The sequence below is a fragment of the Myxococcales bacterium genome (assembly GCA_016703425.1).
In the GTDB taxonomy this organism is placed as follows: Bacteria; Myxococcota_A; Polyangia; order Polyangiales; family Polyangiaceae; genus JADJCA01.
The window spans coordinates 120,714-135,496 of record JADJCA010000009.1; the positions used below are offsets into that span (position 1 = coordinate 120,714).

Sequence of the window (14,783 nt, forward strand, 5' to 3'; positions counted from 1 at the left end):
GCGGCTTTCGCGACCGGCGCGTGATTCCACGCACTAGCGCTTGCACTCGCTCGCGCAGTTACCGGTGAGGCAGGCGGAGTAGCCCGACTGCTTGGCAACGGTCGACGGAGGCTGCGCCGCGAGGCAGGCTTGACGGCACGGATCGCGAGTCGCGCCACCGCCACCACCGCCACCGCCACCGCCACCGCCACCGCCACCGCCACCGCCACCGCCACCGCCGCCGCCACCGCCACCGCCGCCGCCGTCACCGGTGCCAGCGCCGCCTCCCCCCGCATCGCCCGGGTTGCCAAGCGTCACGACGACCGGGGCCTCTTCTTGCGGACACTTCGACATGCATTCGTTGACGGCAGGACACCCGTCGCCGGGGGCAAAACACTCCACCGTCACCGCACAACAGCGCGCGTCCATGCACGTCTGGCATGCGGGCTTCGGATACGTGATCCCTGACTTCTGCAGACTGCACGATCCCGAAACCTGGGGCGGGGCGCCCCCGTCGTCGGGGGCTCGAACCGACGCCTCGAGCCCCGCATCGTCGACGTCGACCGCAGGGCCGGTTCCGCAGGCGACCACAAGGAGAGCGGCACAACCAACGAACACGCGCTGAGCGAGGAAGGTGGCCACGCGCTCGGGGAAGCAGGCGGCGTGCCGCGGCAGGAGGCGGCCCTTGCCGCTCGCCAAAAGCGCTTGATGCGGAGCGCAGCGCAGTCCGCGTAGCGTTGCCTTCGCTTCGATCACTTCGGGCGTGTAACAAACTTGTAGCAACGTCTCGGCCATGCCCGAGTCACCATGGACGTCGACGATGGGGCTGATCTTTCGCGCCAATCACCGCTACGCGTCGGGCTTCACGCTCGACGTGAGCTTCACGCTTGCGAGCGGCGTGACGGCGCTCTGTGGTCCGTCCGGCAACGGCAAGAGCACGGTCCTGGCGATCCTTGCGGGAACGCTCAAAGCCGACGACGCCTACGTTGAGCTCGATGGAACGGTCTTCGTCGACACGACGACGGCGACCTTCCTGCCGCCGGAGCGGCGCGGCGTTGGCTTCGTCTTCCAAGACCACTTGCTCTTTCCACATGAGCGTCGGAGAGAATCTCCGCTACGGGGCACGTCGGCGTCCCAAAAGGCAGCTCGACGAAAAGCGGGTCATCGAAATCCTGGAGATCGGCGACTTGCTCCACCGAGCGCCGAATACGTTGAGCGGTGGTCAGCGACAACGTGTCGCGCTAGGGCGCGCCCTGCTCCGTGGCCCCTCGCTGCTACTTCTCGACGAGCCGCTGACGGGCCTCGACACGGCACTCAAGGCCCGCATCCTCGACTACCTCGAGCGTGCTTTCGCCGAGTGGCACATCCCGACGCTGTTCGTTAGCCACGACGTTCAAGACGTGGACCGGGTTGCCGAGCGAACGCTGTGGCTGTCCAACGGGCACATCGTCGATGGGCCGCCGTCGGGTTTTCGCGACGCCCGCGTGGATAGCGTCGCGTAGGCCCCGTCCGCAGTCAGGCAGTCATCCCAAAAGGAGCGCCCGTGACCCTTCGTTCGTCCGTCGTCTTGGCACTCGCCACCGTCCTGCTACCGCTCGCTGCATGCGAAAAGAGAGTCGAGCCGGCGCCGGGAAACGCCGCCGCCCCCGCTCCATCCGCGAAGCCCGAGGCCACGAGCGTCCTCGTGCTCAACGCCGCCAGCACCAAAGAGTCGCTGAACGAGCTCGGCGCCGCCTTCGAGAAGTCGACGGCGATCAAGGTGAAGTTCAGCCCCGAGGACTCCTCGAAGCTCGCCAACCAGATCGCCGAGGGTGCTCCCGCCGACATCTTCCTCTCGGCCAACGAGAAATGGGCGGACTTCGTGAAGGACAAGGGGCTCGCTGCCGAGACCAAGCCCCTCTTGGGCAACACGCTCGTCGTCGTCGTGCCCACGGGCAACCCTGCGAAGGTCGCGGGGCCGGACGACCTGAAGAAGGGTGCCGTGAAGAAGCTCGCCATCGCCGGCCCGACCGTTCCCGCCGGCATCTACGCGAAGGCTTCGCTCACCTCGCTCAAGCTCTGGGACGACCTCGAGAAGTCGAAGAAGCTCACCCCCGGCGAAAACGTGCGCGGCACCTTGGCCTTCGTCGAGCGCGGCGAAGTCGACGCGGGCATCATCTACGCCACCGACGCGAAGGTCTCGCAGAAGGTCGAGGTCGCCTACACCTTCGATCCGTCGACACATCCGAAGATCGTCTACCCCTTGGTGCTCCTCAAGCGCGGCGCGCAACGCGAGGGCGCGAAGAAGTTCTTCGAGTTCTTGCAGTCGAAGGAAGCAGCCGACGTGTTCAAAAAGGCCGGCTTCACGAGCCTTATCGGTTCGTAAACAAGCTACAGTTCGCCCGTGAAGCAGCCGACGTCGCGCTTCGCGTGGCTCAATCGCACCGCCTTCGGTGTGATCGTGGCGACGTTCTTCTCCGACGTCGGTCACGAGATGGCGACGGCGGTCCTTCCGCTGTTTCTAGCAGGGATGGGCCTGGGCCCCGCAACGTTGGGCCTCGTCGAAGGGCTCGCCGATCTGCTCGCGAGCTTCGCCAAGCTTGCGGGAGGCGTCGCCGGTCACCACGTCGAGCGAAAGAAGACGCTTGGAACGGTCGGTTACCTCGTGACGGCCTTCGGTACCTTCGGCCTCGCGTTCGCGCAGAGTGCGACGCAGATCGTGTCGCTTCGCGCGGCCGCGTGGACCGGCCGCGGATTCCGCTCGCCGCTCCGTGACTTCATCCTGAGCGACGCCGTTCCACCCACGCACTTCGGTCGCGTCTACGGCGTGGAGCGGGCGGCGGACATGTTGGGGCGCGCTCGTCGGGCCGCTCGTCGCTGCGCTCCTCTTGTGGATGGGCGTCGGGCTTCGGACGGTCATCGTCGTGAGCCTCGTGCCGTCACCACGGCGGCCGCCTCTTTCTTCTTCTTGACGGCAGAGGCGTCGAAGGCCGCGGACGGTCAGACGGCGGCAGCAAGCGCCGCAGCACGCTCGAGGCGCTCCGCGCGATCCCGAGGACGTATTGGGCGCTTGTCATCGGCGTCTTCATCTTCGGCCTCGGCGACTTTTCGCGCACGTTTCTCATCTACTTGGCTGTGCCCAAAAGCGGTGGGGCCCACTCGGCGGGCGCGACGGCAGGCGCCGTCTTGGGGACGGCGGTGCTCCTGTACATGATGCACAACGCCGTGAGCGCCGGCTTCGCGTTCTTGGCGGGTCATCTCGGCGATCGCTACAAGAAGCTTTCGATCTTGGCCGTGGGCTACAGCATAGGCACGGCGACGCACCTGCTCCTCGCCTTCGGCGTGCTCTCCACGGGCACCCTCGCGATGGCGTTCGTGATGTCGGGCGTCACCATCGCCGTGGAGGAGACGCTCGAGAAGGCGTCATGCGCCGAGCTCCTGCCGCGAGAACTGCGCAGCCTCGGTCTCGGCGTATTGGCCGCGGCCAACGGCGTGGGTGACATGGTGTCGAGCCTCTTTGTGGCTTCTGCACTGGAGCACGGCTCGCGACGCCTCGCCTTCGGCGTCCCCGCGCTGCTGGCGTTCGTCGGTACGGTTTGGATCGCGGTCTTTGCGATTCGAGGCGTGAAGCCCAACGCGACCACTCTATGATGATCGGGGAGATGGCGAGGACGCGATGGTCTTGAGCCCGGAAGAGTGGAGTGCGGTGCGCCTGAGCGTTCAGGTGGCGACAACCGCCGTGCTCCTTAGCCTTCCCGGGGGCGTGTTTCTCGGATGGCTCCTCGCGCGACGCGAGTTCCCGGGGAAGGCCGTCGTGGAGACGGTGCTGAACCTGCCGCTGGTGCTCCCGCCCGTCGTGACCGGGTACCTGTTGCTCGTGGCCTTTGGCCGCCGAGGTGTGCTGGGACGGCTCCTCGAGGACACGTTTCACACGAGCGTCGTCTTCACGTGGCGCGGCGCGGCCATCGCCGCCTCGGTCATGGCATTCCCTTTGATGGTGCGCGCCATGCGGCTCGCCTTCTCGGAGGTCGACGCGCGCCTCGAAGAGGCGGCGCGAACGCTGGGCGCCGGCCCCCTCGACACGTTCTTCACGATCACACTCCCGCTGGCGCGCCACGGCGTCATCGCTGGTGCCGTACTGGCGTTTGCGCGCAGCATGGGCGAGTTCGGCGCCACCATCATGCTCGCCGGCAACATCCCCGACGAGACGCGCACGATCCCCGTTTACATCTACAACGAGCTCAACTCCCCCGGCGGCGCCGAGGCCAGCACGCGCATCATCCTCGTGGCGATCGCCATCGCATCGAGCGCGCTCGTCGTGGGGGAGATCCTCGAGCGACGAGGCCGCCGGAAGCGGACCGGGTAGCCGTTGGGCGCGCAAGGCCCGAGCGTGCATCAGGCTGCGAGTGGCTGTCTCGCACGGCTCAGCCGAGGCGAACGAACGTCACCAGCACCATGAGCGCGGCGACGAGCAAAGCGCCGATGGCGCCCAAGGTCGCGTGCCTCTTCTTCCGCGCATCGAGCTCACCCTCGCTCGCGCCTTCTTTGCGCTCCCGAACGAGCGCGCGCGCGTTGAACATCTCGAGGTGACTCAAGACGGCGAGGAGCAAGACGACGGTCAGCTTCCCGTGCATCCAACCTTGCTTCATGAGAGCCGGGCTCATGGCGATGAAGGCGATGCCGCTCGCCATGGAGCCAAAGATGGCGGGAACCTCGATCTTCGTCACAATCGTCGACACGAGCGCTTCCAGTTCGTCGCGAACAACGCCGGCGGCGCTCTGGGAGCGCTTCATGAGTTGGGTTTGGGCAAACCCGGCCCCGACATAGGCGACAAAACATAGGAGGTGAACGAAAAGAGCGGCGCTCGTCATGGCGCGTCCGGTGTACCACCAGCCACTGCCATCGAGGCGTTCAAATGCGCCCGCCGACGCCGCCACGGTCGAGCTTCGCCTCTTGAGACGTCAATCGCAGGCCGCCCGGGTTGCTCCGGAGCCCAAGGGCCGGCAGACTTCCGCCATGGTCCTTTCGGCCCTTCGGTTGGCAACGGTCGCGGCGGGCGGCGCCATCGTCTTTGCGGCGAGCGTTGCGGATGCTGCGCCGCCGGCGGCAGACCTCATGGATCGCCTCGCCAGGCACGCGGCGAACATGGAGGTCCTTCGAAAGAGCGGCACCTATTCCGTTTCGGGCCGCCTCGAATCGCTCGACACGAGTGGGCAGCAAAGCTCGGTGCGCGAGCTGCGCGGTCACGTGGAACTGGTTGGCGGCAAGTCGACCTTTGTGGTGGACCACTACACGGAGGACGGCGAAGACAAGACGAACGACGCGCGCGACGAAGCCAAGAGCCGCGAAGAGAAGCGCATGCGCGAAGGCGATAACAAGCGCATTCGCTTGCCGACGCTCGCCGAGGAGCAGCCGCTCTACACGTTCGACGTCGTCGAAGTCGACGCCAACGACGCGAACCGCGTGAAGCTGGCGTTCGCCCCCAAGGAGCGCGACGAACGACGCATCGAGGGAACGGCGTGGGTCGACGCCAAAGCCGGCACGATCCTCTCGGCGGGCTTTCGCCTCTCGAAGACGTCGCTGTTCGTCGATTGGGTGCACTTCAAGGTGCAGTTCGGGGAGATGACTCCGCTTGGTCCTGCGCCCTCGCAGGTTGAGGTCGAAGGCAAAGGCGGTCTCTTGTTTCTCGTCCGAAAGCACTTCCGCGGCAGCGCGCGAGTCGCCGCATACCGTGTCCGCTGAACCCAGCGGGCTTCGGGCAAGCGAGGTTGAGCGCTCGCCGAGAGCGTGGTGGAAGCGGGACGGCCGCCCCCGGAAGGCGCCTCAAAGCGTGCGGCGCGTGATTTCGAGCAACTTTTTCGTCGAGGAGCGTCTTATCCTGACACGTGATGCGCCTCCGCCTTCCGGCCTCCGTTCGAGTCGTCGTTCTCCTCCGTCGCGATGGCGCTCGGCGTCGGGTGCAAGTCGACCCCCTCGCCCGCGCCTTCGGCGAGCGCTTACAATTCGGCGCAGAGCACGAAGACGCCGTCGGCACCGAGCGTTGCGAATGCGGCTGCGTCGGCGAATCGAGGGAGTCCAAGCATGAACGTCGAGAAGAAGGTCGAAGCGCCGCCCGCCGTCTCGCCGGAGGGCGCCGTGACCGAAGGCGATCGCACTGCGGACGCGGCCGGCGAGCGAGCCTTTGCAGCGGCGCTCTTTGGCGCCCTCGGCAAAGAGAAGCGCGGCAACCTGTTCGTGTCACCGGCGAGCGCGCGGTTCGCCATGAGCATGGTGCTAGCCGGAGCGCGCGGCGACACGGCGAAAGAGCTCACGGCGCTCCTCGGCGCCACGCCGCGCAGCCACGACGTCGCAGCGACGCTGGCGAAGGACTGGGCCAAGCTCGCAACACCGCCTTCAAACTACGAGTGGGAGAAGAACCAAGTGGTGGTCCTCCGCACGGCGAATCGACTCTTCGGGCAACGTGGACAGGCGTTCTTGCCGCCCTTCGTGGAGCTGACGAAGGCGCGCTATGGCGCGCCCATCGAGGCCGTCGAGTTCTCCAAAGATGCGAGCGGGGCGCGGCGCACCATCAACGACTGGGTTGCCGCACGCACGGAGCAGAGGATCAAGGACATCCTCACGACGGACCTGCCGCGCGAGACCAAGCTCGTCCTCGCCAATGCCATCTACTTCAAGGCGCCGTGGGTCGATGCCTTCGAAGAGCGCGCCACGAAGGTAGAACCCTTCTTCGGCGCCTCAGGCACGACAAGCGTGCCGATGATGCGAAAGACGCACGCGCGCAAGTACGCCGACCTGCCAGACGCGCACATCGTCGATCTTCCCTACGGGAGCGAGCGCCGCCCCGACATCGTGATGACGCTGATCATCCCCAAGAAGACCGACGGGCTCGCGGAGCTGGAGAAGTCACTCTCCCCGGCGACTCTCCAGAAGTGGGCGTGGGCGGCGTCCTCGCTGACAACGCGAACCGAGGTTGACCTCTTGCTGCCGAAGTTTCGGATCGAGTCTGAGCTTTCGCTAGGGGGCACGCTGGAGGCGCTCGGCGCCGGGAGCGTGTTCAAGTTTGGCAAGGCCGACCTCTCGGGCATCGACGTAACGAAGGAACTCTTCGTCGGCCTCGTCCTGCAGAAGACGTTCGTGGCGGTGGACGAGAAGGGAACCGAGGCCGCCGCGGCGACGGTCGTTGCGGCGATCGGCGGCGGGATGCCACCGGCGCCCCCCAAGCCCGTCGTTGTGCGCGCCGACAGACCGTTCTTGTTTATGATCCGCGACGTGCCACGTGACCGGATGCTCTTCATCGGTCGGTTGGCCGAGCCGAAAGGGTAGTCGCGGGCCCGCCCGCCGTCAGCGGGGCTAGCTTCGACCTTCGACCTTCGACCTTCGACCTTCGACCACGACCACGACCACGACCACGACCACGACCACGACCACGAGACAATCATCATGCGCGCAGCGCTCGTTCCCATGTTCCTGGCAGTGGCGTGCAACACCAATCCGTTGCCGACACCCGACCTGCCTACCAAGACGCAACCGAGTGCGCCGACCGCGACAGGAACAGTGCAGCCAAAATCGACCCCGCCGAGCGTGAAGACCATGACGACGCCAGCCGCATCATCCCCCGCCCCTCCCCTTGCCGTGTCGCCCGAGGCGCCGGTGTCCGATGCGGAGCGCGCGGCCGACGCGGCAGGCGAACGCGCCTTCGCGGCGCGACTGTACGGGGCCGTCGCGAAGCTCAAGCCTGGAAACGTATTCCTCTCACCGTCGAGCGCGCGCTTTGCGCTCGGCATGCTGAACGGAGGCGCGCGCGGTGAGACGGCGAGAGAACTCGGCGCCGTGCTCGGCGCAACGGCGCGCTCGCACGACGTGGCCGCGAGCATCGCCAACGAATGGGCCGCGCTCGCGGTGCCGCCCGGCCCCAACCCGTGGGAGCAAAACGACGTTGTCGTCCTTCGCACAGCGAACCGGCTCTTTGGTCAACGTGGCCGCGCGTTCGAGCCAGCGTTCCTCGCGCTGACGAAGGGAAGATATGGCGCGCCCATCGAGGCCGTGGACTTCCAAAAGGACGCCGAAGGCGCGCGCAAACTCGTCAACGCGTGGGTCGAAGAGAGGACGGAGCGAAAGATTCAGAACATCCTTGCGATGCCTCCGCGACCCGACACAAAACTGATCCTCGCCAACGCCATTTACTTCAACGGAAAGTGGGCAACGCCGTTCAGCGAGGGCATGACGAAGAACGAGCCGTTCTACGGGCCCGCGGGCACCACGAGCGTCCCCACGATGAGGAAGACCGCGAGTCGCCGATACGGTGAGACGCCGGCGGCGCACGTCGTCGAGCTGCGTTATGGCGGGGAGATTCGCCCCGACATGAGCATGGTGCTCGTCGTTCCGAAGAAGAAGGACGGACTCGCGGAGGTGGAGAAGGACTTGTCGACGACCGGTCTCGAAGGGTTCACCAAGACCCTCACGAGCAGCGTCGACGTGGACCTCGCGATGCCGAAGTTTCGTATCGAGTCCGAACTGTCGCTCGGCGACACGATCGCGGCGCTCGGGGCGCCCAGCCTCTTCGTGTTCGGCAAGGCCGACCTCTCGGGCATCGACGGAACGAAGGAGCTCTTCGTCGGGCTCGTGCTTCAGAAGACCTTCGTGTCCGTTGACGAAAAGGGGACTGAAGCGGCTGCCGCGACCATCGTGATGATGCGAGCCGGCGCGGCCATGCGCGAGAAGCCCAAGCCCGTCGAGGTACGCGCCGACCGTCCGTTCTTGTTCTTGATTCGCGACGCGAAGCGCGACCGCGTCGTATTCATGGGTAGAGTTGTGGAGCCCTCGCGGTAAGCGGCGCTCGTCGTCGCGCGCGCCTTCGGCTTGCGGCGCAGTGGGCACCGCGCGTGGGGGGCGGCCGGGAGCGTGCGGTAGGCCGGGGCGTCGCGCGACATCTGGCGGCGGGGCCACGGTCCCAATGGCGGGCGCCATGATGGGGCCGACCGTCCGGGCCGCGGTGCAGGTCGCTGCGCCGATGAGTCTCTACGAGGCAGCGGAGCGGGGTAGACGAAGGCGCGTACTGCGCTGCAGGGCGCCATGGCCTATGCGCGCAACTGTCCACCGGTCGGCCGCGCGTGTCCGTGGACAGGGTGAGCGGGCGCCGCGCATGGCACGGCGCCGGGCGCGCCGGCGGCGGGGCAGGCCGCCATTCCACATCAATTAGCATGCGAATTACGCTGCTCCGACGGCGCCCCGCCCCGCCGCCTGGCGCGGGCGCCCGACCTCGTCGGACGCGCCGTACCCACTGGCCCGGGGCGTGCTTCGCGCGAGCCATGCTCCCCCCGCTCCAACTCACGTTCAAACGCGCGAGCATTCTCCTGAACCACTGGGCCCGCCAGCTCGCGAGAGTCGCGAACCTCACGCCCGCTCGCGCCGACCTCATGATCCTTCTGCGCGATCACCCCATGCTGCAGGCAGGGCTGATTCGCGAGATGTGCGTCAGTCCGCCAGTGGTCAGTCGAATGCTCAAGGCCCTCGAGCAGCTCGACCTTGTGAAGCGGCGCCCTCACCCATCCGATCGTCGCTATCGCATCGTCGAACTCACTCCACTCGGCCATGAGGCGCTTGCGCCCCTCTTCGATGACTTGCTCCCCGAGGGCGAGCACCTCGGAACGGTTCAGGAAGCCGCCGAGAGCCTCGCGCTCGAATACCTGCGCGCCCCGCTCGAGCAACTCGCTGTCCAAACCGCCATCCCATGCGATCGGAATCTCCGCGAGACGCTGCCTCCGCTCTTCAACACCCTGCGGCGCAGCGATCTCTTTGAGTACCTGTTGCAGAACGAGCCGGCGCGCCCCTTCTCCCCGCCCCCATCCGTTGCCCCTGATCCGCCGGACCCCTGGAACTATCGCCCCGTCGAGCCATCCGCCATCGCCTCGACTAGGCCAACGCGACGGGGCCAACGCGGCGCATGGCGGACGCGCCCGCGAGGTCGTCGGCACCGCTGCCGCTCCCCCGCCGTTCGCGGGGCCCAACGCCAAGCTTCAACATCCGCAACGTCGCCCCGACGCTCGCGGGTGGTTGCCGGGGCGGCGCATTTCAACGCCCACGGTTCAAGCCGCCCTTGAATCACCCACAGACACGCGTTTGCATGGCCGCCATGAAGAAGCCCGTCTCGCCTCCGCGCCCGAAGGGTGTCCCTGCCGCCGCACAGTGGATGGAAGCCGAGCAGGAGTGGGAGCTCGCCCCCAAAGACGCGCGCGGGAAGAAGCACGGCAAGGTCACGTGGTGGCGCCGAGACGCCACCATCGTGTGCGAGTGCGAATACGCACATGGCGTCGCCCACGGCGCCTTTACGCGATACCACGATGACGGAAAGCCCTCGCGGACCGGCACCTTCGTCAAAGGAAAGATGCACGGCATCGACACGGCGTACCGTTCGGCGACACCGACGACGGAGCTCGCCTTCCCCGCCCGAGCCTTCGGCGACGCCGTCTGGCGCTACGAAATCGACCGCGACATGGACCGAGTCCTCGCGTCTCGGTGGTTCGACAAGCGCGGCCGCCCGGTGACCGCGACGGGGGAGGCGATGCCCGCGCGCCCCGCGAACGTTCCCACGCGCGCGACGTTCGAGCCCATCTCCGGCGAATGGCTCGATGGCGAGACCGACGAGTCGCTCGCGCGCCACGGCGTCTGGCGCACCTGGCACAAGCAGGGCGCGCTGACGAGCGAGGTTCTCTACGAGCACGGAGTGGAGAAGCGGCGCGTCGAACCGAAGAATGCCGAGGCGAGCCGCTCACGCGCGCCCGCGGCCCGGCGCAGCGAGCTCTTTGGTACCGACTGCGCCGGCGACTGGCTGGACGACCTGGACGACGAGCCGACGCTCAAGTCCGTGGAGCGGGCCATCATGAAGGCCGCCAAGGTGGGCCCCCGTACGTACCTTGAGGTCGACGACTGCGAAGCGGCCGTCGCCGCCGCAGGCTGCATCGCCCAGCTTAGCGACAAGAAAGGCGCGAACGGGCCGCTCGGCAAGGACACCCTCAGTGCGCTAAGCGCCCAGCTCGCGAAGATGCCCCAAGCAAGGCGGGCAGCTCTTACGAAGGACGCGGCCGCCGCCGTCAAGCTGGTCCTTGAAGACACGAAGCGCTCGGAGCTTTGCCAACGTCACGAGGAGGACGGCGCGAGGAGCCCATGGCGCAGCCAGATGAGACGGCTCCTAGCCCGCCTCGGGCCACCTCCAGCGTCCCGTCCGGCGCGACGGCCGGCATGACGTCCGGCGCCGGGGCAGCTGTGGTATGCCGCGCCCATGGCTCAAGAGAGCGCGATCAAGCCCACCCGTTCCGAAAACTTCCCCGATTGGTACCAGGCCGTCGTTGACGCCGGAGAGCTCGCCGAGAACTCCGAAGTGCGCGGCTGCATGGTCATCAAGCCGTGGGGCTACGCCCTCTGGGAGAACATCCAGAAGGAGCTCGATCGGCGCTTCAAGGCGACGGGCCACAAGAACGCGTATTTTCCGCTCTTCATTCCACTCTCGTACATGGAGAAGGAAGCCGAGCACGTGGCCGGCTTCGCCAAAGAGTGCGCCGTCGTGACGCACCACCGCCTCGAGGCGGGCCCCGACGGCAAGCTCCGGCCCGCTGGCGAGCTGACGGAGCCGCTCATCGTGAGGCCCACTTCAGAAACGATCATCGGCGCCGCGTACGCGCGCTGGGTTCGCTCCTGGCGTGATCTCCCGATCCTCATCAACCAGTGGGCGAACGTCGTGCGCTGGGAGCTTCGGCCGCGCCTCTTCCTCCGCACCGCCGAGTTTCTCTGGCAAGAGGGGCACACGGCCCACGAAACCGAGAAAGAAGCGCGCGAAGAGACCGACAAGATGCTCGCCGTCTACGAGGACGTGGCACGCAACGTCCTCGCCATGCCCGTCATCATGGGCCGCAAGACCGAAGGCGAGCGCTTCCCCGGCGCCGTCGACACCCTCTGCATCGAAGCCATGGTGCAAGATCGCAAGGCCGTGCAGGCCGGCACGTCGCACTTCTTGGGACAGAACTTCGCCAAGGCGAGCGGCATCAAGTTCCAGTCGCGCGAGTCGAAAGAAGAGTTCGCCTGGACCACGAGCTGGGGCGTCTCCACGCGCCTCATCGGGACGACCATCATGGCGCACTCCGACGACGACGGCCTCGTGCTGCCGCCCCGCATCGCGCCCTCGCAGATCGTGATCATCCCCATCACGCCGAAACCGGAGACGCGCGCCGAGGTCCTCGCGGCCTGCGAAGCGCTCGCCGCCGAGCTCCAGAAGCAAACGGCCTTCGGCGACCCGATCCGCGTCGAGATCGACGCCCGCGACATGAACGGCGGCGCCAAGAGCTGGGAGTGGATCCGCAAGGGCGCGCCGCTCCGCGTCGAACTGGGAGCCCGCGACATCGCCCAGGGCACGGTCTTCGTCGGCCAGCGTGACAAGGGCCCCAAGGCCAAAGAGTCGATCGCGCGCGCAGAGTTCGTGGCCACCATCGGCGCGAAGCTCGAGGGCATCCAAAACGCCATCTACGAGCGGGCCCTCGCCTTTCGCAAGGAGCACACGAAGATCGTCTCCTCGAAGGAGGAGTTCTACGCGATGTTCACGCCGAAGAACGCCGACAAGCCCGAGATCCATGGCGGCTTCGCGCTGGCCCACTGGGACGGCTCCAAGGAGCTCGAGGCGAAAATCAAAGAAGATCTGAAGGTGACCATCCGCTGCCTGCCCATGAAGGGCGTCCTGCCCGAGTGCGACGAGCCGGGCACTTGCATCTTCACCGGCAAGCCGAGCGCCGGTCGAGCCGTCTTCTCGAAGGCGTACTGAGATGGCCGGCGCGCTCAGCGGCTTTCCCGAGTGGCTCCCCCAGGTGGAGCTCGTGCAGCAAGAACTGATCGGCATCGTCCGCCGCGAGTTCGAGCTGCACGGCTTCACGCCGCTCATGACGCGGAGCCTCGAACCGCTCGATGCCCTCGTCGGGCAGGGCGGCGAGACCGACAAGGAGATCTACGGCGTTCACCGGCTTGCGGCGCCGGAACGTGGCGGCACCTCCGACACGAAGATGGGCCTCCACTACGACCTCACGGTCCCCTTCGCGCGCTACGTCAGCGAGCGGCGCGGCGAGCTCACGTTTCCGTTTCGTCGCTACCAAGTCCAGCCGGCGTGGCGCGGCGAACGGCCGCAGCTGGGGCGCTTCCGCGAGTTCATCCAGGCCGACGCCGATGTCATCGTGCAAGGCGCCCTCGACCTTCGCTTCGACATCGAGCTGGTGCGCCTCCTCCGGCGCACCCTCGACCGCATCCAGTCGAGCGCCCTGCCGATCCCGCGCGTCAAGCTGCTGCTCAACAACCGCAAGCTCCTCGAGGGCTTCTACCGAGGCCTCGGCGTCGAGGCCATCGCGCCCACGCTCCGAGTCATCGACAAGCTCGGCAAGATCGGCCCCGAGAAGGTCCATGCGTTGCTCGTTCAAGGGGGCCTCACTTCCGAGCAAGCGACGGCCTGCATCGGCATCTCGAAGCTCGAGCTCCACGGATCGACCGACATGGACAAGGTGCGCGCGCTTGGCGTCACCCACCCTCTCCTCGATGAGGGCATGAGCGAGCTCGGTCGTGTCATCGACGCGGCGAGCAAGGGCTCGGCCGCGGGCTCCGTCGTCGGCGCGCTGCATATCGCGCGCGGGCTCGACTACTACACGGGCACCGTCGTCGAAGGCGTCTTCGAGGACCACCCGGAACTCGGCGCGGTCTGCTCCGGCGGCCGCTACGACAACCTCGCAAGCGACGGCAAGCAGCCCTTGCCGGGCGTCGGCGTCTCCCTCGGAATCAGCCGCATCATGGGCTACGCCGAGCACCTTGGCCTCATCAAGGCCACGAAGAAGACGCCGGCCGCGGTCGTCGTCGCGCTCCACTCGGAGGAAGAACGCGCCCTCTCCGAAGACGTCGCCGATGCGCTCCGCGCGCGCGGCATCGCGACCTTGGTCTCCGACTCGTCGGCCGCCTACGGCAAGCAGATCAAGTCGGCCAGTCAGCTTGGGATCAGCTTCGTGTGGTTCCCCGGTCGGGCCGGCCAGCCCGACGAGGTGAAGAACATCGTCTCAGGTACGCAGGCCGAAGCGGACCGCGCGACGTGGACGCCAGCGTCGTAGCTTTCGCGCGCACGTCGCCGTGGTTCGAGGCGTCGCTTGAGCTCCGCTCGCCCCCGGCCCATAGTCCGCGCCATGCGCCTCTACCATACGGCCTCGTCTCCTTTCGTTCGCAAGGTCCTCGTCGCCGCTCACGAGCTGGGGCTCGCGGGACGCATCGAGACGGTGTTCCTTCGGCCTAGCCCCACGAAGGCCGATGGAGACCTCGCCAAGTCGAACCCGCTCTCCAAGATCCCCGCGCTCATCGACGAGCGCGGCGAGGCTCTCTACGACTCGCCCGTGATCTGCGAGTACCTCGACTCGCTCGCGCCGCGGCGCCTCGTGCCCGACCACGGCCCTTCCCGCTTCCGCGTCTTGCGCCAGCAGGCCCTCTGCGATGGCATCCTCGATGCTGGCATCCTCGTTCGCTACGAGCACGTCGAACGGCCCGAGGCCCTTCGCTGGGACGGCTGGATCAAGGGACAGACCGAAAAGGCCAAGCTCGGTCTCGACGCCCTCGAACTCGAGGTCGCCAACTTCTCCACGACCGAGATCGATCTCGGGCAGATCTGCGCCGCGGTGACCTTCGGTTGGTTCGAGTTCCGAAAGCCCATCGGCGACATTCGCAAGGGCAGGCCGCAGCTCACTGCGTTCTTCGAGCGCTTCTCCGAGCGGCCGTCGATGAAGGCCACTTTCCCAGCGGCCTGAAGCGTTCCATAACGC

General features: G+C 67.1%; 13 protein-coding genes and 1 pseudogene. 12 read left to right on the forward strand and 2 right to left on the reverse strand.

Annotated features, from left to right (window positions below):
- Positions 1–33 precede the first annotated feature (33 nt).
- Positions 34–822, reverse strand: coding sequence for a hypothetical protein (locus IPG50_18210; GenBank protein MBK6694117.1), 789 nt, complete (start codon positions 820–822; stop codon positions 34–36).
- Between IPG50_18210 and IPG50_18215 the strand changes: the two are divergent.
- The 4 genes and pseudogenes from IPG50_18215 (at position 809) to modB (ending at position 4,324) form a co-directional block, all read left to right on the forward strand.
- Positions 809–1,481: pseudogene (locus IPG50_18215) on the forward strand (ATP-binding cassette domain-containing protein). The gene IPG50_18210 and the pseudogene IPG50_18215 sit on opposite strands and share 14 nt — an antisense overlap.
- A 41-nt stretch (positions 1,482–1,522) precedes the next feature.
- Positions 1,523–2,344, forward strand: a complete 822-nt coding sequence (gene modA, locus IPG50_18220; GenBank protein MBK6694118.1) for a molybdate ABC transporter substrate-binding protein — start codon at positions 1,523–1,525, stop codon at positions 2,342–2,344.
- A 662-nt stretch (positions 2,345–3,006) separates the two neighbouring features.
- A complete protein-coding gene (locus IPG50_18225; protein ID MBK6694119.1) occupies positions 3,007–3,609 on the forward strand; it encodes an MFS transporter in 603 nt (200 codons plus the stop codon).
- 25 nt (positions 3,610–3,634) lie between these two features.
- Positions 3,635–4,324 carry a molybdate ABC transporter permease subunit gene (modB, locus tag IPG50_18230; GenBank protein ID MBK6694120.1) on the forward strand — a complete coding sequence of 230 codons (690 nt, stop codon included), beginning with the start codon at positions 3,635–3,637 and terminating at the stop codon, positions 4,322–4,324.
- Positions 4,325–4,382: 58 nt separating this feature from the next.
- Here modB and IPG50_18235 read toward each other — a convergent pair whose 3' ends face one another.
- The gene (locus tag IPG50_18235) at positions 4,383–4,751 is read right to left on the reverse strand and encodes a hypothetical protein (GenBank protein MBK6694121.1); all 369 of its coding nucleotides are present in this window, start codon (positions 4,749–4,751) and stop codon (positions 4,383–4,385) included.
- Between the two features lie 223 nt (positions 4,752–4,974).
- Here IPG50_18235 and IPG50_18240 point away from each other — a divergent pair, with 223 nt between their 5' ends.
- The 8 genes from IPG50_18240 to IPG50_18275 all read left to right on the forward strand — a co-directional run bounded on the left by IPG50_18240 (position 4,975) and on the right by IPG50_18275 (position 14,768).
- Positions 4,975–5,700, forward strand: coding sequence for a hypothetical protein (locus IPG50_18240; protein ID MBK6694122.1), 726 nt, complete (start codon positions 4,975–4,977; stop codon positions 5,698–5,700).
- Positions 5,701–6,039: 339 nt separating this feature from the next.
- Positions 6,040–7,281 (forward strand): serpin family protein, encoded by a 1,242-nt coding sequence (locus IPG50_18245; GenBank protein ID MBK6694123.1) that lies wholly within the window; start codon positions 6,040–6,042, stop codon positions 7,279–7,281.
- A gap of 117 nt (positions 7,282–7,398) precedes the next feature.
- A complete protein-coding gene (locus tag IPG50_18250) occupies positions 7,399–8,787 on the forward strand; it encodes a serpin family protein (GenBank protein ID MBK6694124.1) in 1,389 nt (462 codons plus the stop codon).
- A 479-nt stretch (positions 8,788–9,266) separates the two neighbouring features.
- Positions 9,267–10,058 carry a MarR family transcriptional regulator gene (locus IPG50_18255; GenBank protein ID MBK6694125.1) on the forward strand — a complete coding sequence of 264 codons (792 nt, stop codon included), beginning with the start codon at positions 9,267–9,269 and terminating at the stop codon, positions 10,056–10,058.
- 32 nt (positions 10,059–10,090) lie between these two features.
- Entirely contained in the window at positions 10,091–11,200 is a 1,110-nt protein-coding gene (locus IPG50_18260; protein ID MBK6694126.1) for a DUF4259 domain-containing protein, read from the forward strand.
- A 36-nt stretch (positions 11,201–11,236) separates the two neighbouring features.
- On the forward strand, positions 11,237–12,766 hold the full coding sequence (locus IPG50_18265) for a proline--tRNA ligase (protein MBK6694127.1): 1,530 nt from the start codon (positions 11,237–11,239) through the stop codon (positions 12,764–12,766).
- 1 nt (position 12,767) lies between these two features.
- A complete protein-coding gene (locus tag IPG50_18270; protein MBK6694128.1) occupies positions 12,768–14,084 on the forward strand; it encodes a histidine--tRNA ligase in 1,317 nt (438 codons plus the stop codon).
- 72 nt (positions 14,085–14,156) lie between these two features.
- Positions 14,157–14,768 carry a glutathione S-transferase gene (locus IPG50_18275; protein ID MBK6694129.1) on the forward strand — a complete coding sequence of 204 codons (612 nt, stop codon included), beginning with the start codon at positions 14,157–14,159 and terminating at the stop codon, positions 14,766–14,768.
- Positions 14,769–14,783 lie beyond the last annotated feature (15 nt).

What these genes read in the sequence shown, in the direction of transcription:
- IPG50_18275 (MBK6694129.1), top strand. Translation starts at nt 14,157, where the DNA reads ATGCGCCTCTACCATACGGCCTCGTCTCCTTTCGTTCGCAAGGTCCTC.
- IPG50_18240 (MBK6694122.1), top strand. Translation starts at nt 4,975, where the DNA reads ATGGTCCTTTCGGCCCTTCGGTTGGCAACGGTCGCGGCGGGCGGCGCC.
- IPG50_18255 (MBK6694125.1), top strand. Translation starts at nt 9,267, where the DNA reads ATGCTCCCCCCGCTCCAACTCACGTTCAAACGCGCGAGCATTCTCCTG.
- IPG50_18245 (MBK6694123.1), top strand. Translation starts at nt 6,040, where the DNA reads ATGAACGTCGAGAAGAAGGTCGAAGCGCCGCCCGCCGTCTCGCCGGAG.
- modB (MBK6694120.1), top strand. Translation starts at nt 3,635, where the DNA reads ATGGTCTTGAGCCCGGAAGAGTGGAGTGCGGTGCGCCTGAGCGTTCAG.
- IPG50_18270 (MBK6694128.1), top strand. Translation starts at nt 12,768, where the DNA reads ATGGCCGGCGCGCTCAGCGGCTTTCCCGAGTGGCTCCCCCAGGTGGAG.
- IPG50_18265 (MBK6694127.1), top strand. Translation starts at nt 11,237, where the DNA reads ATGGCTCAAGAGAGCGCGATCAAGCCCACCCGTTCCGAAAACTTCCCC.
- IPG50_18235 (MBK6694121.1), bottom strand. Translation starts at nt 4,751, where the DNA reads ATGAAGCGCTCCCAGAGCGCCGCCGGCGTTGTTCGCGACGAACTGGAA.
- IPG50_18260 (MBK6694126.1), top strand. Translation starts at nt 10,091, where the DNA reads ATGAAGAAGCCCGTCTCGCCTCCGCGCCCGAAGGGTGTCCCTGCCGCC.
- IPG50_18250 (MBK6694124.1), top strand. Translation starts at nt 7,399, where the DNA reads ATGCGCGCAGCGCTCGTTCCCATGTTCCTGGCAGTGGCGTGCAACACC.